This is a genomic window from Stenotrophomonas sp. 99219_Sma (assembly GCF_056480785.1).
The window spans coordinates 2953108-2969345 of record NZ_CM151117.1 but is presented as its reverse complement, the minus strand read 5'-3'; the positions used below and the strand labels follow the sequence as shown (position 1 = coordinate 2969345).

General features: G+C 66.9%; 17 protein-coding genes. 6 read left to right on the top strand and 11 right to left on the bottom strand.

What is annotated here, in order from left to right; genetic code table 11:
- Nucleotides 1–27: 27 nt before the first annotated feature.
- The 11 genes from ACZK13_RS13675 to asnS form a co-directional block, all read right to left on the bottom strand.
- Entirely contained in the window at nucleotides 28–1008 is a 981-nt protein-coding gene (locus ACZK13_RS13675; RefSeq protein WP_253144061.1) for an aldo/keto reductase, read from the bottom strand.
- The gene (locus tag ACZK13_RS13670; RefSeq protein ID WP_032127674.1) at nucleotides 1008–1694 is read right to left on the bottom strand and encodes a DUF2461 domain-containing protein; all 687 of its coding nucleotides are present in this window, start codon (nucleotides 1692–1694) and stop codon (nucleotides 1008–1010) included. Before ACZK13_RS13670 ends, ACZK13_RS13675 begins: the two co-directional genes overlap by 1 nt.
- Nucleotides 1691–3130 carry an exodeoxyribonuclease I gene (sbcB, locus tag ACZK13_RS13665; RefSeq protein WP_180837521.1) on the bottom strand — a complete coding sequence of 480 codons (1440 nt, stop codon included), beginning with the start codon at nucleotides 3128–3130 and terminating at the stop codon, nucleotides 1691–1693. The genes ACZK13_RS13670 and sbcB overlap by 4 nt, the downstream gene beginning before the upstream one ends.
- Nucleotides 3130–4497 (bottom strand): FAD-dependent oxidoreductase, encoded by a 1368-nt coding sequence (locus tag ACZK13_RS13660; protein ID WP_032127676.1) that lies wholly within the window; start codon nucleotides 4495–4497, stop codon nucleotides 3130–3132. The genes sbcB and ACZK13_RS13660 overlap by 1 nt, the downstream gene beginning before the upstream one ends.
- Nucleotides 4498–4528: 31 nt before the next feature.
- Nucleotides 4529–5803, bottom strand: a complete 1275-nt coding sequence (gene kynU / locus ACZK13_RS13655; protein ID WP_032127677.1) for a kynureninase — start codon at nucleotides 5801–5803, stop codon at nucleotides 4529–4531.
- 218 nt (nucleotides 5804–6021) lie between these two features.
- Nucleotides 6022–6543 (bottom strand): 3-hydroxyanthranilate 3,4-dioxygenase, encoded by a 522-nt coding sequence (locus ACZK13_RS13650; RefSeq protein ID WP_032127723.1) that lies wholly within the window; start codon nucleotides 6541–6543, stop codon nucleotides 6022–6024.
- A gap of 19 nt (nucleotides 6544–6562) precedes the next feature.
- Nucleotides 6563–7225: a carbonate dehydratase gene (gene can / locus ACZK13_RS13645; RefSeq protein WP_014037740.1), complete on the bottom strand. Its 663-nt coding sequence runs from the start codon at nucleotides 7223–7225 to the stop codon at nucleotides 6563–6565.
- A gap of 72 nt (nucleotides 7226–7297) precedes the next feature.
- The gene (locus tag ACZK13_RS13640; protein WP_180837523.1) at nucleotides 7298–7936 is read right to left on the bottom strand and encodes an FMN-binding negative transcriptional regulator; all 639 of its coding nucleotides are present in this window, start codon (nucleotides 7934–7936) and stop codon (nucleotides 7298–7300) included.
- 7 nt (nucleotides 7937–7943) lie between these two features.
- A complete protein-coding gene (locus ACZK13_RS13635; protein ID WP_006453002.1) occupies nucleotides 7944–8258 on the bottom strand; it encodes a hypothetical protein in 315 nt (104 codons plus the stop codon).
- A gap of 7 nt (nucleotides 8259–8265) precedes the next feature.
- Nucleotides 8266–8565: a hypothetical protein gene (locus tag ACZK13_RS13630; protein ID WP_005417403.1), complete on the bottom strand. Its 300-nt coding sequence runs from the start codon at nucleotides 8563–8565 to the stop codon at nucleotides 8266–8268.
- A gap of 30 nt (nucleotides 8566–8595) precedes the next feature.
- Nucleotides 8596–9990 (bottom strand): asparagine--tRNA ligase, encoded by a 1395-nt coding sequence (asnS, locus tag ACZK13_RS13625; RefSeq protein WP_049400203.1) that lies wholly within the window; start codon nucleotides 9988–9990, stop codon nucleotides 8596–8598.
- A 128-nt stretch (nucleotides 9991–10118) separates the two neighbouring features.
- On the opposite strand from asnS, the gene ACZK13_RS13620 reads away from it, so the two are divergent.
- The 6 genes from ACZK13_RS13620 (at nucleotide 10119) to smc (ending at nucleotide 16236) form a co-directional block, all read left to right on the top strand.
- Nucleotides 10119–10457 carry a HesB/IscA family protein gene (locus tag ACZK13_RS13620; RefSeq protein WP_006376495.1) on the top strand — a complete coding sequence of 113 codons (339 nt, stop codon included), beginning with the start codon at nucleotides 10119–10121 and terminating at the stop codon, nucleotides 10455–10457.
- Nucleotides 10458–10535: 78 nt separating this feature from the next.
- A complete protein-coding gene (locus tag ACZK13_RS13615; RefSeq protein WP_180837524.1) occupies nucleotides 10536–11078 on the top strand; it encodes a CbrC family protein in 543 nt (180 codons plus the stop codon).
- A gap of 160 nt (nucleotides 11079–11238) precedes the next feature.
- Nucleotides 11239–11676 (top strand): 30S ribosomal protein S6, encoded by a 438-nt coding sequence (gene rpsF / locus ACZK13_RS13610; RefSeq protein WP_006452997.1) that lies wholly within the window; start codon nucleotides 11239–11241, stop codon nucleotides 11674–11676.
- Nucleotides 11677–11687: 11 nt separating this feature from the next.
- On the top strand, nucleotides 11688–11918 hold the full coding sequence (gene rpsR, locus ACZK13_RS13605) for a 30S ribosomal protein S18 (RefSeq protein WP_002804494.1): 231 nt from the start codon (nucleotides 11688–11690) through the stop codon (nucleotides 11916–11918).
- A gap of 105 nt (nucleotides 11919–12023) precedes the next feature.
- On the top strand, nucleotides 12024–12473 hold the full coding sequence (gene rplI, locus ACZK13_RS13600) for a 50S ribosomal protein L9 (RefSeq protein WP_014037734.1): 450 nt from the start codon (nucleotides 12024–12026) through the stop codon (nucleotides 12471–12473).
- Nucleotides 12474–12732: 259 nt separating this feature from the next.
- On the top strand, nucleotides 12733–16236 hold the full coding sequence (gene smc, locus ACZK13_RS13595; RefSeq protein ID WP_478481813.1) for a chromosome segregation protein SMC: 3504 nt from the start codon (nucleotides 12733–12735) through the stop codon (nucleotides 16234–16236).
- Nucleotides 16237–16238: the final 2 nt, after the last annotated feature.

The window sequence follows — 16238 nt, the reverse complement described above, 5'->3', positions numbered from 1 at the left end:
GCAACCGCAGCAGCATGGGGTGAAGACTCAATGACTGGGAGATCCGCGGCCATCACCGAAGGCGTCCACCAGCTGCTGGCGTTCGGCTGCGGTCAGTGCCTCAAGCCGCGTCGCCAGTACTTCGTCCAGGCTGCCGGTGCGGGTGGTGCCCAGGATGCCACTGGCCACGCCGGGATGGCCCAGGGCGTAGGCAAACGCGGTCTGGGCCGGGCGCTGGCTGCGGATGGCGGCGAGTGCCTTCCGCATGTTGCGTGCGCTGTGCATCAGTGTGCGGCTGCTCGGTTTGAGCCAGGCCCTGGCCAGGTACCAGGCATCCGCCGGTCGTGGCAGGCGCGGGCGTGGTGGCAGCAGATGGCCCTGCGCCAGCACGGTGCCGGCCAGTACGCCGATGCCCACCGCGTGCAACTGGTCGATGAGGGGTTCACGGTCCTGCTGCAGGGCGTTGTAATCGAGCAGCACCACGTCGAACAGCGTGGGATGGTCGATCATCCAGCGCAGGGTCGATGCCGTGTGCGTATTGATGCCGGTGTGCCGGATCAGCCCGCGTTCGCGCAGGCGTTGCAGCGCGGCCAGCAGGTCATCGTTGATGTCGTGCTGGCTGGCACCGTGCAGCTGGTAGATATCCAGGTAATCCAGGCCGAGGTTGCGCAGAGAGGCCTCGCAGCTGGCAGTGATGGCTGCCGGCGAGAAATTGCGTTGCTCGGCGCCGCTGACGCCGGCCTGGCCGGTCAGCGTGCCGCCCTTGCTGGAAATCACCAGCGACTCGCGCGGGTATCGCTTCAGCAACGGGCGCAGGATGCGGCCCAGTCGCGGCTCGGCGTGGAAACCGGAATAGTTGTGGCCGGTGTCCAACAGGTTCACGCCCTGTGCCAGTGCATGCTCGACCACGTGCGCGGCCGACTGTTCCGGGAAGCGGCGATGCCCCCAGAAGCCGGAGCAGCCAAGGCCCACCGGCGAAACCGCCAGGCCGGTGCGGCCCAGCGTGCGGCGTTGCTGTGCCAACGGCATCAGAATTCCAGGTCCAGCGCCGCGCACAGGTAGTCGACGAACGGGCCGAGCGCGGCCAGGTCCTTGCCCAGCGTGGACAGCAGGCGCGGGCCGGTCATGGTGGCGTCGTCCAGCGAGCGCCACATCACCCAGTTGCGGTGCTTGAGGTCGTCGATGAATTCGAAGTCGGCCGGGAAGCCGCGCGGCGGACGCACCAGCTTCTCGCTCTCTTCGAAGTCGAAGCGCTTGCGCAGGGCCGGTGCATGCGCTGCGGCCTTCCAGCTGCCCGGGTTGTCGAGGATGAAGTGGCGCACGCGGCGCTGGGTCTCCGGTTCCGGATGCCACAGGCCGGCACCGACGAAGCTCTCGCCCGGCTGCAGGTGCACGTAGAACGAGGGCGCGGCCACCTCGCGGCGGCGCTCATGGAACAGGCGTGCACCCTGCCAGGTCTTGTACGGGGATTTGTCGTTGGAGAAGCGCGCGTCGCGATGGATGCGGAACAGCGAGCCGCCGACGCCGCGGGTATCGGCGCGGAAGTGGTCGCTGACCTCGGCCAGCGCCGGCTGCAGGTCACCCAGCAGGCGCAGGAATGGCTGCCGCACGTGGTCTTCATACTGCTGGCGGTGGTCGTTGAACCACGCCTTGTCGTTATGCCGCGCCAGGCTGCGCAGGAACTTGAAGCTGGCGTCCGAGAAATAGGTACTCACAAGGTCTCCTGCAGGTGCTGGCCCCAGTCGCGCAGCGATTGCAGCAGGGCCTGGCGCCGCGCGTCGTCGGGCGCTTCAGCGGCCAGTGCATCGAGCTGCTGCTGGTACTGGGGCAGGTTGAGTTCGCCCAGCCCGCCATCTCCGAGCAGGCGCTGGCGGCGGTAATCCTGCCAGCGCTGGCGTTCAGCCGGCGCGAGGCTGTCGGGATGATTGCGCGCGCGGTAGCGGAACAGCAGCTCCGGCAGGCGCGGGTCGCGGAAGCGGCCTTCCAGCGCGGCCAGCTGCTCCGGCGCGGTGGTGCGTGCCAGCGCAAGCAGCGGCTTGTCGCCATTGCCGAGGAAGCCGTCGTAGAGCGAGGCATCGACATCGGCCACGGTGGCGGCGCGGGGCTGGTTGTAGACCTGCCGGGCCTTCTCGGCCAGCTGCGGGGCGAACGCGCGCAGGCGTTCCACCTTGGCCTCGATCGCGGCCACGTCCAGGCCGAGGCGCGCGTGGTCATCGGCGCGCAGGTGGTTCCAGGCGATCAGCGCGGGCACCTTGTTCAGGTGCACTTCCTTCAGCGGCACCCGCGCCACGCCTTCGGGCAGCTCGCTGGCGCGCATGTACAGGCGCTGTGCGATCACCTCGGCCGGCAGTTCCAGCAGATCGTCGATCTCGCCTTCCAGGTCGAACACGATCACCCGGTTGTTGATGGTCGGGTGCGCGGCCAGCGGCAGCACCGGGGCCGCGCACAGGCGACTGGCCGGGTAGCGCATGGAAATGTGCAGTACCGGCTTCATCGCGGCCACGTCCAGCAGGCTGCCGACGAAGCGTTTGTCGCGCAGCTTCAGCGCGTACTCCCACAGCCGTGGCTGCGACTGCTTGAACAGGCGTGCCATGCCGATGGTGGCGCGTACGTCGGACAGCGCTTCGTGCGCATCGCCTTCGCGCACGTTGTTGGCCTCGGCCAGGTGCTCGAGCTTGAACGAGGTGGCGCCATCCTCGCGCAGCGGCCACCGGATGCCGTCCGGGCGCATCGCGCGCATCAGCCGCAGCATGTCCAGCAGGTCCCAGCGCGAATTGCCGTTGCGCCACTCGCGTTCGTACGGGTCGTGGAAGTTGCGGAACAGGCCGTAGCGGACGAACTCATCGTCGAAGCGCAGCGTGTTGTAGCCCAGCGCACAGGTGCCGGGGCGCGACAGCTGCTCGTTGATGCGATCGAAGGCCTCGGCCTCGCTGATGCCCTCGGCCAGTGCCTGCTGCGGGGTGATGCCGGTGACCAGCGTGGCCATCGGCGAGGGCAGCAGGTCATCGGCCGGGCGCACGAAGAAGCTGACCGGCGTGTCGATTTCGTTGAGATCGGCGTCGGTACGGATCGCGGCGTACTGCGAGATGCGCGTGCGCCGCGGGTCCTGGCCGAAGGTTTCCAGGTCGTAGAACAGGAAGCTGTCAGCCATCAGTGCGCGCCCTCCAGGACCGGCAGCTGGGCGTGGATCTGTGCTTCCAGTGCGGTCCAGTCGATGTTGTCCAGTGAATCGTGACCGGCGGTGGCGGCCACCAGCATGTCGCGCTGCAGTTCGGTGCGGCGCAGCGCCTCGGCGTACGGCGTGTGCAGGAAAGTGACCATCGTGTAGTGCGGTACGAAGCGGGTCGGCCAGCGCCGCTGCAGTTCCTGTTCCAGCTCGCGCTGCAGCAGGAAGGCGGGATCGGCCACGCGGTCGCGCATCTCCAGGTAGTTCTCCAGCGCCATCTGCTGGATTGCGCGCGCATTTGGCTTGCGCTCGGCTTCGAACGCGGCGAACGCGCCTTCCAGATCATCGGCCTCCATCAGGTGACGGGCCAGCGCAACGCAGTCCTCGAACGCGCAGTTCATACCCTGGCCATGGAACGGCACCATCGCATGCGCGGCGTCGCCGATCAGCACGGCGCGGCCCTGCTGGTGCCAGCGTTCCAGAGTGAGCGTGCCAAGCAGGCCCGGCGGATGCTGCTCCCAGTCCGCGCGCAGGTTCGGGATCAACGGCAGGGTGTCGGCGAACTCGCGCGCGAACAGCGCCTCGGCCTGTGCGCCGGTGTTGACCGTGGCGAAGCTGGGGTCGCCCTGGTTGGGCAGGAACAGAGTGACGGTGAAGGTGCCTTCATGGTTGGGCAGGGCGATGCACATGTAGTGGCCGCGCGGCCAGATGTGCAGTGCATTGCGCTCGATGCGGAAGCTGCCATCGGCAGCCGGCGGGATCTCCAGCTCCTTGTAGGAGTGGTCGAGGAAGGCGATGTCCTCACCCAGCGGCGCGCGCCGGTTCATCGCCGCACGCAGTGCCGAACCGGCACCGTCGGCACCGATCAGGGTGTCGAAACGGATGTCGTGCGGGCTGTCGTCACGGTCATCGATGAAGCGTGCGTAACCCGCATCGAAATCGACGGTGTGCAGGCGGCGATGGAAGTGCACGGTGGCGCCGGCCTGTTCGGCCAGCTCCAGCAGCGTGGTGTTCAGGTCGCTGCGGTGGATCGACCAGATCACTTCGCTGTCGTCGCGGCCATAGCGCTGCAGCTGCGGTTCGCCCTCGCGCGGGTGCACCATGCGCCCGCGCATCATCACCGCGCGCGCCATCACCTCGTCTTCCACGCCCGCCTGACGCAGTGCGTTGCGCCCACGCTCGGCCAACGCCAAGTTGATCGAGCGGCCGCTCTCGTAGTCGGCCACGCGTGGATCGCCGCGGCGTTCGTACAAGGTGATGCGCCAGCCCTGGCGTGACAGCAGGATGGCCAGCAGGGACCCGGCAAGGCCGGCACCGATAATGCTCAACGAGCGGGAAGCGTGTGCGATCAACGAACTGTCCAGCAGTAGGGGAGGGGCCGGCTTAGAGGCCGGCCCAGGCTTCCACTTCCTCGACGAAGTGGTGCACGTCCAGGTAGCGGTTGTAGAGCGGCGTGGGCGAGATGCGGATCACGTCGGGTTCGCGCCAGTCGCCGAGCACGCCGATGCCGCGCAGATGCTCGAACAGCGCACGGCCGCGCTCGCGGCCACCGATCACGCGCAGCGACAACTGGCAGCCACGGCGCTGCGGCTCGGCCGGGGTGATGATGTCCAGCACGCCGGACAGGCGCGCACGGACCAGTGCTTCGAGCATGCCGGTCAGTGCCAGCGACTTGCTGCGCAGCGCCTCCATGCCGGCGCGCTCGAACAGGTCCAGCGAGGCGCGCAGCGGCGCCAGGCCGAGGATTGGCGGATTGCTCAGCTGCCAGCCTTCGGCACCGATGGCCGGCGTGAACTGCGGTGCCATCTGGAAGCGGGTGGATTCCTCATGGCCCCACCAGCCGGCAAAGCGCGGCAGGCTGGTGTCGCGGTGATGGCGCTCGTGGACGAAGGCGCCGGCAACCGCGCCCGGGCCGCTGTTGAGGTACTTGTAGTGGCACCACACGGCGAAATCAGGGGCCACGTCATGCAGGCGCAGCGGCAGGTTGCCGACCGAGTGTGCCAGGTCGAAGCCGATACGCGCGCCCTGCAGGCGTGCGGCGCGGGTGATCGCATCGAGGTCGAAGGCCTGGCCGGTGCGGTACTGCACGCCGGGCCACAGCACCAGCGCCAGGCGTGAACCGTGCTCGGCGATGGCATGCTCGATCGCGGTCAGTGAAATCGTGCCGTTGGCCTCGTCCGGCTGCACTTCCACCAGGCACTCGGCCGGGTCGAAACCATGGAAGCGGATCTGTGCTTCCACCGCGTGGCGATCGGTCGGGAATGCGCCGGCTTCCATCAGGATCACCGGGCGCTCGGCCGTGGGCCGGTAGAAGCTGACCATCATCAGGTGCAGGTTCACGCTCAGCGTGTTCATTGCAACCACCTCGCTGGGCAGCGCACCGACCACGCGGGCCAGCTGCGCGCTCACCAGGCGGTGGTAGGACAGCCACTGCGTCGGGCCGGTGAAGTGGCCTTCCACCGCCAGCTCACCCCACTGCTTCATCACTTCCTGCACGGCCGCCTGCGCGCCACGCGGCTGCAGGCCCAGCGAGTTGCCGACGAAGTAGGTCTGCTCGCCGCCGCCATGGCGCGGAATCAGGAATTCATTGCGCAGCGGGCGCAGCGGATCGGCGGCGTCCAGGGCAATGGCGTGGGTGCGGCTGAGCAGGTCGGACATGGTCGGGCAACAGGCTGCAACGGGACCGCCAGTGTAGCGCCTGGGGCATGGCCCGGTAGCTGCCAACCCAACGCCAGCGCCGCATGACCCGGTTGTCGCCAACCTTGGTTGGCGCACGTACAAGCAAGCGCCCACCAAGGTGGGCATCTACAAGGTGGGCATCTACCAGAGCGGGGGCGAGCATGCGCCCACCAGGGTGGGCGACTACCGTTCGAGGCTCAGCCGACCGCTGGCGCCGGCAGCGGGTCCACGTGCCCGCACTCGCTGCAGGTACGCAGTTCCAGGCTGGCGTGATAGCGCGCAAACACCTTGGGCAGGTCGGTTTCGATGTTCTGCAGCGGGAAATACTCTTCGTGCAGCTTGTGGTTGCAGCGCTCGCAGTGCCAGATCACGCCGTCCATCTCGTGCGGCAGGCGCTTGCGCTCGACCACCAGACCGATACCACCGGGCGGGCGCCGCGGCGAGTGCGGAACCTTTGCCGGCAGCAGGAAGATCTCGCCGGCGCGGATCGGAATGTCGCGCACTGCGCCGTCTTCCTGCACCTTCAGCACCATCTCGCCTTCGAGCTGGTAGAACCACTCGGGGCCTTCGTCGTAGTGGAAGTCGGTACGCGAGTTCGGCCCGCCCACCACCATCACGATGAAGTCGCCGTTGTCGATCATCTTGTTGCCCACCGGCGGCTTCAGCAGGTGGCGGTTTTCTTCGATCCAAGCGTGCAGGTTGATCGGCGAAGCGAGCATGGTGGTCATCCGTAAGGGATCAGTCGCGCTTGCCCTTGCGCGGGACGTAGGACAGGGCCTTTTCGTAGGCCGGCTGCAGTTCTTCCTGCGAACCGACGTCGATGCCCATCTCGCGCACGCGTCCGTCCTTCAGGCTGTAGACCCAGCCGTGCACCATCAGCTTCTGGCCGCGGGCCCAGGCGTCCTGCACGATGGTCGAGCGGCACAGGTTGGCCACCTGCTCGATCACGTTCAGTTCGCACAGGCGTGCGTGCTTGAGCTCGTCGGTCTCGATCGCATCGAGGATGCCGGTGTGCTTCTGCATCACGTCGCCAACGTGGCGCAGCCAGTTGTCGGCCAGGCCGACGCGGGTGTTGTGCAGGCAGGCATGCACGCCGCCGCAGCCGTAGTGGCCGACGATCAGGATGTGCTTCACCTTCAGCTGGTCTACCGCGTACTGCACCACGCTCAGGCAGTTCAGATCGGTGTGGGCGACCACGTTGGCGACGTTGCGGTGCACGAACACTTCACCCGGGGCCATGCCGATGATCTGGTTGGCCGGCACGCGCGAATCGGAACAGCCGATCCACAGGTATTCGGGGTGCTGCTGCTTGGCGAGCTGGTGGAAGAACTCGGGGTCTTCCTTCTCGATGCGGTCGGCCCAGTCGCGGTTGTTCTGCAGCAGTTTGTGGATGTCTTTCATGTATGGGTCCCTGGCGTCGGGTGGGGGCGCGCCGCAGCCGTCCGGCTGCGTCGTCGCGGGAATCTGGGGCGTTCAGTCGCTGCGGGCGGCCTGTTCGCGGTGCCAGCGCATCCACTGCGCCAACTCGGTGGAAGCGGGGGTGCCCAGCTGTTCCAGTTCGGTGATCACCGCGCGCTGGTTCGCATCGGGATGGTTCTGGCTCAGCTTGAGCTTCAGCTGCACCTGTTCGACCTGGAAACGGAAGCCGACGATGGCGCGCAGCTCCGGGCCATGTTCGGCACGCGTGGCATCGAACTGCCAGGCCTGGCCGACACTCGCTTCGAAGCGGTCGCTGATCGCGCCGACCAGTTCGGCCAGCGCCTCGGTATCGTCGAAGGTCTGCAGCTGGCCACGCAGCTCGGCAGCGGCGTAGTTCCAGGTGGGTACCCGCGCAGCGGGTTCCTTGTCCGGATACCAGCTGGCCGAGACGTAGCCATGCGGACCATCGATCAGTACCTTGGCCGCGCCGCGGTGGCGCGACTGCGGGTTGGCGCGCGCCCAGTGGCCGCGCAGTTCGATCTGGTCGCCGTCACGCCGGTACAGCACCGGCATCCGGGTCAGCTCCGGCAGGCCATCGCTGCCGGGCGTAAGCACGGTAACGAACGGGTCGCGCGCCAGCAGGCGGTCCAGCCAGAGCAGGTCGGTCTCGGCGAAGGCGCGCGGGGTGAACATGCAGGGGTCAGGCGCGCCCGCCCAGCGACTGGATCATGCGGCCGCGCAGGCCCTCATCGCTGTCGGCCTGCGGCGGCTGCACTTCGTGCAGACTGAAGCCGCGCACCAGCGCGTCTTCCTCGTCCAGGCCGTCGTACTCGACGAATTCGGCGTCGAACAGCTGCGAACGCGCGGTGTCTTCGCTGTCATAGCTCAGCGTGTTGCCATCGCTGTCGAGCACTTCGGCGGTGCCGGCCGGGCGCACGCGCAGGCGCGCCCAGATCAGGGTGTTGCCGAGGCTGGCCAGCCACCAGCTGTCGCGCGAGGCGGTGATGTCATTCATGGATGTGTTACCAGAGCGAGGCCAGCCAGAGCAGGGCGGCCATGCCCAGTCCGGCCAGCAGGGTCAGCAGCGATACCCAGGCCGGCGTCGCCAGCCCGGACAGCGAGCGGTCCGGCTGCTGGCGATAGTCACGGCGCAGCAGCCAGGCCAGGGCATCGGGCTTGAGGAAGGCACCGCTGCCGAAGCGCTCGGCGAGCGCCGGATGGCGATCGCGTACGTGCACCAGGGTCAGCGGCCAGAAGATCACGAAGGCACTGAACCCGGCCACTGCAACGCCGACGAAACAGAGGGCGAAGAACAGGGTCATGGGAGCGGTACCTCCGTGGTCGTGTGGGGCTTAGAAGTCCGCGCTGCCCGGGGCGCGCGGGTAGGGGATCGCATCGCGGATGTTGGACAGCCCGCAGACGTACACCACCAGGCGTTCGAAGCCCAGGCCGAAGCCGGCGTGCGGCACCGAACCATAGCGGCGGAAGTCGCGATACCAGCTGTAGTGCTCACGATCCAGGCCGAACTGGGCCATGCGCGCATCCAGCACGTCCAGGCGCTCTTCGCGCTGGCTGCCGCCGATGATCTCGCCGATGCCCGGGGCCAGCACGTCCATCGCGGCAACGGTCTTGCCGTCGTCGTTCAGGCGCATGTAGAAGGCCTTGATGTGCTCCGGATAGTTGGTCACCACCACCGGGCGGCCGACGTGTTCTTCGGTCAGCCAGCGTTCGTGCTCGGTCTGCAGGTCCAGGCCCCATTCGACCGGGAAGTCGAACTTCTTGCCGGACTTCTGCAGCAGGCTGACCGCATCGGTGTAGTCGATGCGCTCGAACGGCGCATTGATGAAGTCTTCCAGCTTGGTGATCGCGTTCTTGTCCACGCGCTCGGCGATGAAGGCCAGGTCGTCGCCACGCTCGTTCAGCACCGCACGGAACAGGTACTTCAGGAACTCTTCGGCCAGGCGCGCGTCTTCGGCCAGGTCGGCGAAGGCGATTTCCGGCTCGATCATCCAGAACTCCGCCAGGTGGCGGGTGGTGTGGCTGTTCTCGGCGCGGAAGGTCGGGCCGAAGGTGTAGACCTTGCTCAGCGCCAGGCAGTAGGCCTCGACGTTCAGCTGGCCGGACACGGTCAGGAAGGTTTCCTTGCCGAAGAAGTCGCGGCTGAAATCGATCGCGCCCTTCTCGTCACGCGGCAGGTTCACCATGTCCAGGGTGGACACGCGGAACATCTGGCCGGCGCCCTCGGCGTCGGAGGTGGTGATGATCGGGGTGCTGATCCAGTTGAAGCCGTTCTCGTGGAAGAAACGGTGCACGGCCTGGGCCAGGCAGTTGCGGATGCGGGTGACCGCGCCGAACAGGTTGGTGCGCGGGCGCAGGTGCGCCACTTCGCGCAGGAACTCCGGCGACATCGGCTTGGGCTGGATCGGGTAGGTGAGCGGGTCTTCGACCCAGCCGACCACTTCCAGCGTGCTGGCCTGGATCTCGAACGACTGGCCCTTGCCCTGCGACTTCACCAGGGTGCCGGTGGCGATGACCGAGCAGCCGCTGGTCAGGCGCTTGATTTCGTCGAAGTTGGCCAGGCTGTCGCCGGCCACGACCTGGATCGGGGCGAAGCAGGAGCCGTCGCTCACATTCACGAAGGCCAGATTCGCTGAACCGCGCACCGTGCGCACCCATCCGCGTACCGTGACTTCGCCGCCTTCCGGGATCTTCCCGGCAAGCGCATGTTCAACGCTGACCACCGTCATGACTTGAATCCTCTGCTGATCGACTCGATCTGTGAACACGGGAGTTTACCGGTTGCAGCGTTCTGCTTGCGAGGCATTTTTCGTGGCAACGGCTCCTTATAATGTCCCCGTACCTATGGAGTAGCCCCATGGCCGTCAGCCTGACCCCCATTGCCTTCGAGCGCGTGCAGCGCTTTGTCGCCCAGACCCCCGGCGCGCTGGGCCTGCGTTTCGGCGTGACCAAGACCGGTTGCTCGGGCTGGGGTCACATCACCGACCTGGCCCGCGACGAGCGCGAGGGCGATACCGTGTTCGACCAGGACGGCGTGAAGATCTACGTCGACGCCAAGAGCCTGGCGCTGGTGGACGGCACCGTGATCGACTTCGGCAAGCACGGCCTGAGCGAAACGTTCACGTTCAGCAACCCGAACGCCACCGCCGAGTGTGGCTGCGGTGAAAGCTTCACCACCGACGCCGACAAGGCCTGAGGGCTGGTTCTGGCGTCCGCCGGGCATGGCCGGGCGCTGGTAGATGCCGACCTTGGTCGGCAGGGAAGGGATCCACGGGTGGAACGACCGCTTTTCATTTATCACCCCAACGCCTACGCCCTCTCCTTCGAAGAGGTCGACGGGGTCTGCGACTGCTGCGGTCAGCCGCGCACACTGCGCTACCGGGGGCCGTTCTACTCCGTTCTGAGCCCCGATTACCTGTGCCCCTGGTGTATCGCCGATGGCAGGGCAGCGGCCAGTTACGAGGGTGAATTCACCGGCTGGAGCGATATCGAGGGGGTATCCCCGGATCCGGCCGATCCGCCGCCGACCATCGCCCGCGAGCTGCTGCTGGAGATCTGCGAGCGCACCCCGGGCTACTCGTCCTGGCAGCAGTCGGTCTGGCTCAGCCATTGTGAGCGGCCCTGCGCCTTCCTCGGTTACGCCGGTAGCGAGGATCTCCAGCCCATCCTCGACGAGGTCCGGCCCGTCGTGATCGAGGTCAACCCGCGCGACGCCGACTGGGTGCTGGAACACCTGAGCCGGGACGGGGAGATGATTGGCTGCCTGTTCCAGTGCCTGGAATGCGGCCAGCACCGCCTTCATGTGGATCTGGGGTAGCCCGGTTCAGGTTGCCCTGTGACCCGCCGGTTGCCCAGCCACCCCATCTGCGCCATAATGCGCGGCTTCCTGCCTTCCTGGCGGGAATCCTTGCCCCACCGCGGTCTCAACGGCGGGGGGCTGTCCGGCCGCGAGGCCACATCCGAAAGGTAGAAAAAACATGAGTCGTCATTACGAAATCGTGTTCATGGTCCACCCGGACCAGAGCGAGCAGGTCCCGGCCATGATCGAGCGCTACAAGTCGCTGGTCGAGAACGGCAACGGCACCATCCACCGTCTGGAAGACTGGGGCCGCCGCCAGCTGGCGTACCCGATCCAGAACCTGGTGAAGGCCCACTACGTGCTGATGAACATCGAAGCCGACCAGGCCGTTCTGAACGAACTGACCGAAAGCTTCCGCTTCAACGACGCCGTGCTGCGCAACCTGGTCATCAAGCGTGACGAGGCTGACACCGAGCAGTCGCTGATCATGAAGAGCAAGGACGAGAAGGGTGACAAGCCGGAGCGCGGTGAGCGCCGTCGTCGTGACGACGAAGAAGGCGAGTCCACCACCACCGCTGACAACGAAGCCGGCGACGACGCCGCTTCCGCCGCCTAAGGAGCCTTCCCATGTCCAAGTTCTTCCGTCGCCGCAAGTTCTGCAAGTTCACGGCTGAAGGTGTGAAGGAGATCGACTACAAGGATCTCAACACCCTGCGCCAGTACCTGACCGAGAACGGCAAGATCGTGCCGAGCCGCGTCACCGGTACCAAGTCGAAGTACCAGCGTCAGCTGGCGACCGCCGTCAAGCGCGCTCGCTTCCTGGCCCTGATCCCGTACACCGACAACCACGACGTCTGATGCCCGGCGGGGCGGCCCGGTGCCGCCCCCGCTGTGCCAGCTATTCGGACAGCCTTTGTTGCGGGGCATCGCCTCGCTAACGAATAACTTATCTGGAGCAATACCATGCAGCTGATCCTCCTGCAGAAAGTCACCAACCTCGGCAATCTGGGCGACCTGGTCGACGTGAAGCCGGGCTACGGCCGTAACTTCCTCGTGCCGCAGGGCAAGGCCGTTCCGGCCACCGAGAGCAACAAGGCCGAGTTCGAAGCCAAGCGCGCCGAATACGAAGCCAAGGCCCAGGCCATCCACGCCGACGCTGACGCCCGCAAGGCCAAGCTGGAAGGCGCGAGCGTGACCATCCCGGCCAACGCTTCGACCGAAGGCAAGCTGTACGGCTCGGTCGGCGCCCGCGAAATCGCCGATGCCTTCACCGCTGCCGGCCTGCCGGTCAGCAAGAGCGAAGTCATCCTGGGCGAAGGCGCCTTCCGCAACATCGGCGAATACGACGTGCTGGTCCACCTGCACGCCGACGTCGAGACCACCGTCAAGGTCGTCGTCGTCGCCGAAGCCTGATCCCACGCCGCAAGGCCTGGAATCACCGCAGAACGGGCGCCCGCAAGGGTGCCCGTTTTGTTTTATGGCTCCGTTTCGTGGCGTCGGGCCACGTCCGGCCGGCGGGGTGGGGCTGGACAATGTTCCACGCCCATTCGTAGAACACGGCCACATCGGTATACTCAGGGCGTCACACCCGTTCCACGGGCATCGATCCCAGCAGGATCAATGACTTGGAGGGTAAACGCAGGCCGCTTGCCGGCCCCAGTCCGGAACCCCTATGCGTCTTTCCACGATCAAGCTGTCCGGCTTCAAGTCGTTCGTCGATCCGACCACCCTGCACCTGCCGACCAACATGACCGGCGTGGTGGGCCCCAATGGCTGCGGCAAGTCGAACATCATCGACGCCGTGCGCTGGGTCATGGGCGAGAGCTCGGCCAGCCGCCTGCGTGGCGACTCGCTGACCGACGTGATCTTCTCCGGCTCCAACGCCCGCAAGCCGGTGTCGCAGGCCACGGTTGAGCTGATCTTCGACAACTCCGACCACACGATCTCGGGCGAGTACGCCTCGTTCAACGAAATCTCGGTCAAGCGCACGGTCAGCCGCGACGGCACCAGCAACTATTACCTCAACGGCACCAAGTGCCGCCGCCGCGACATCACCGACCTGTTCCTCGGCACCGGCCTGGGCCCGCGCAGCTACTCGATCATCGAACAGGGCATGATCAGCCAGATCATCGAGGCGCGCCCGGAAGACCTGCGCGTGTACCTGGAGGAGGCGGCCGGCATCTCCAAGTACAAGGAGCGCCGCAAGGAGACCGAGACCCGCATCCGCCACACCCGCGAGAACCTGGACCGGCTGGGCGACCTGCGCGACGAGATCAGCAAGCAGCTCGAACACCTCAAGCGCCAGGCCAGGCAGGCCGAGCAGTACCAGGCGCTGCAGGAAGAGCGCCGGGTCAAGGATGCCGAGTGGAAGGCCCTGGAATTCCGCGGGTTGGACGGTCGCCTGTCCAAGCTGCGCGAAGGGCTGTCGCAGGAAGAGACCAAGCTGCAGCAGCTGATCGCCGATCAGCGTGATGCCGAGGCCCGCATCGAGACCTCGCGCGTTCGACGCGAAGAGGCCGCCGACGCGCTCAACACCGCGCAGGCTGCGGTCTATCAGGTCGGCAGCACGCTGGCGCGCCTGGAGCAGCAGATCCAGCACCAGCGCGAACTGTCGCAGCGCCTGCACAAGGCGCGCGACGAGACCCGTCAGGCGTTGGCCGAACTGGGCCAGCACATCAGCGGCGACGAAGCCAAGCTGATGGTGCTGCGCGAGGCGGTGGAGGCCGCCACCCCGCAGCTGGAAGAACTGCAGGAAGAGAACGAGATCAAGCAGGAAAGCCTGCGCGAGGCCGAGGACCGGCTGGCCAGCTGGCAGCAGCGCTGGGAGCAGCACACCTCGCAGAGTTCGGAGGCGTCGCGCGCCGGCGATGTCGAGCGCACGCGCGTGGACTACCTGGACAAGCAGATCCTCGACGCTGACCGGCGTCGCGAGGCCCTGGCCGCCGAGCGCGCCGGGCTGGACGTGGACGCGCTGGAAGAAGCCTTCGAGCAGCTGCACCTGCAGCACGACACGCAGAAGACCGCGCTGGATGAATTGAGCGAAGACGTCGAGCTGCGCAAGCAGGGCGTGGCGACGGTGCAGGAACAGCAGCGCAATGGCCAGAACGAACTGGCCGAACTGCGCAAGCAGGCCAACGGCCTGCGCGGTCGCCTGGCTTCGCTGGAAACCCTGCAGCAGGCCGCGCTGGGCCAGGAGCAGGGCGCGGCCGTGGCCTGGTTGAAGGCGCGTGGACTGGATTCGGCGGCGCGTGTCGGCGAACGCCTGGACGTTGATGCCGGCTGGGAGAACGCGGTGGAAAGCGCGCTCGGCCAATTGATCGAAGGCGTGCTGGTTGATGATCCGGCCAGCCTGGTCGGTGCCCTAGGCGAATTGGGCGAGGGCCACATCGCGCTGGTTGCCAACGATGGCGCGGACCTGAAGGTCGCGCCAACCTCGCTGGCGGCCCGCGTGCGTGGCCCGGCCGCGATCCGTCGCCTGCTGGCGCACCTGCACGCAGCCAAGGACCTGTCCGAGGCGAAGGTGTTGCAGGGCAGTCTTCCGGAAGGCGATTCGATCATCACCCAGAGCGGCGAGCGCCTGGGCCAGGGCTGGCTGCGCGTGTCGCGCTCCGGTGCGGCCCAGCAGGGCGCGCTGCTGCGCGAACGTGAGATCAACGAGCTGCGTGAGCAGATCGAGCAACTGCAGGATCGCGAAGCCGAGCTGGAAGAACAGCTGAGTGGTTTCCGCGAGCAGTTGCAGGCCGCCGAGCAGCAGCTCGAAGACGCGCAGCGTGCGCTGTACCAGGCCCATCGTGCGGTCTCTGAACTGGCTGGCCAATTGCAGGGACAGCAGGGCAAGGTGGAGGCGGCGCGAACGCGCATCGACCGCATCGAAGGTGAACTGAAGCAGCTGCAGGAAACGCTGGAAGCCAACAACGAGCAGGCGCGTGAAGCGCGGTCGCGGTTGGAAAACGCGGTCAGCAGCATGGGCGACCTGGAATCGACCCGGCAACGGCTGGAGGGTGAGCGCCGCCAGCTGACCGAGGCCCGCGACCTGGCCAGAGACGCCGCGCGAGCGGTGCGCGAGCGCTCGCACTCGTTGGCGCTGACCCTGGAATCGCAGCGGGCGCAGCTGGCTTCACTGAGCCAAGCGCTGGAACGCATGGGTACCCAGCGCGGGCAGTTGGATTCGCGACTGGGCGAACTGCATTCGCAGCTGGACGAAGGTGATTCGCCGGTCGAGTCGCTGCAGGCCGAGCACCAGAACGCACTGGAAGAGCGTGTGCGTGCCGATCGCGTGCTGACCGAGGCGCGCACGCTGCTGGACGGCATCGACGCCGAGCTGCGCAATTACGAGCAGACCCGTCACCAGCGTGACGAACAGGCGCTGGCCCAGCGCGAGCGTATTTCGCAGCGCAAGCTGGACCAGCAGGCGCTGGTGCTCAGCGCGGATACCCTGCAGGGCGCGGTGGAGAAGGCCGGGTTCGTGCTGCAGGACGTGCTCAACGCACTGCCCGAGGACGCCCGCCTGGGTGACTGGGAGCAGGCCGTGCACCAGATCGATGGCCGCATGCGCCGGCTGGAGCCGGTCAACCTGGCCGCCATCCACGAGTACGGCGAGGCTTCGCAGCGCTCGGACTACCTGGATTCGCAGCACACCGACCTGACCACGGCGCTGGAAACCCTTGAGGATGCCATCCGCAAGATCGACCGCGAGACCCGCGGTCGTTTCAAGGACACCTTCGATCGTGTCAACGCTGGCGTGCAGGCGCTGTACCCGCGCCTGTTCGGTGGCGGCCACGCCTACCTGGAACTGACCGGTGAAGACCTGCTCGACACCGGTGTGACCATCATGGCGCGTCCGCCGGGCAAGCGCGTGTCCAGCATCTCGCTGCTGTCCGGCGGCGAGAAGGCGATGACCGCGGTGGCGCTGGTGTTCGCCATCTTCCAGCTGAACCCCGCGCCGTTCTGCCTGCTGGACGAGGTGGACGCGCCGCTGGACGAAGCCAACGTCGGCCGCCTGGCCAACATGGTCAAGGAAATGAGCGAAAAGGTGCAGTTCCTGTTCGTCAGCCACAACAAAGCGACGATGGAGGCCGCGCACCAGCTGTCGGGCGTGACCATGCGCGAGCCGGGCGTCAGCCGCCTGGTCAGCGTGGACCTGGAAGAAGCCGCGCGATTGGCGGGCGCGGCCTGACG

Coding starts and splice junctions, on each gene's coding strand:
- ACZK13_RS13675 (WP_253144061.1), bottom strand. CDS start 1,008: ATGCCGTTGGCACAGCAACGCCGCACGCTGGGCCGCACCGGCCTGGCG.
- sbcB (WP_180837521.1), bottom strand. CDS start 3,130: ATGGCTGACAGCTTCCTGTTCTACGACCTGGAAACCTTCGGCCAGGAC.
- kynU (WP_032127677.1), bottom strand. CDS start 5,803: ATGTCCGACCTGCTCAGCCGCACCCACGCCATTGCCCTGGACGCCGCC.
- ACZK13_RS13650 (WP_032127723.1), bottom strand. CDS start 6,543: ATGCTCGCTTCGCCGATCAACCTGCACGCTTGGATCGAAGAAAACCGC.
- can (WP_014037740.1), bottom strand. CDS start 7,225: ATGAAAGACATCCACAAACTGCTGCAGAACAACCGCGACTGGGCCGAC.
- ACZK13_RS13640 (WP_180837523.1), bottom strand. CDS start 7,936: ATGTTCACCCCGCGCGCCTTCGCCGAGACCGACCTGCTCTGGCTGGAC.
- ACZK13_RS13635 (WP_006453002.1), bottom strand. CDS start 8,258: ATGAATGACATCACCGCCTCGCGCGACAGCTGGTGGCTGGCCAGCCTC.
- ACZK13_RS13630 (WP_005417403.1), bottom strand. CDS start 8,565: ATGACCCTGTTCTTCGCCCTCTGTTTCGTCGGCGTTGCAGTGGCCGGG.
- asnS (WP_049400203.1), bottom strand. CDS start 9,990: ATGACGGTGGTCAGCGTTGAACATGCGCTTGCCGGGAAGATCCCGGAA.
- ACZK13_RS13620 (WP_006376495.1), top strand. CDS start 10,119: ATGGCCGTCAGCCTGACCCCCATTGCCTTCGAGCGCGTGCAGCGCTTT.
- rpsF (WP_006452997.1), top strand. CDS start 11,239: ATGAGTCGTCATTACGAAATCGTGTTCATGGTCCACCCGGACCAGAGC.
- rpsR (WP_002804494.1), top strand. CDS start 11,688: ATGTCCAAGTTCTTCCGTCGCCGCAAGTTCTGCAAGTTCACGGCTGAA.
- rplI (WP_014037734.1), top strand. CDS start 12,024: ATGCAGCTGATCCTCCTGCAGAAAGTCACCAACCTCGGCAATCTGGGC.
- smc (WP_478481813.1), top strand. CDS start 12,733: ATGCGTCTTTCCACGATCAAGCTGTCCGGCTTCAAGTCGTTCGTCGAT.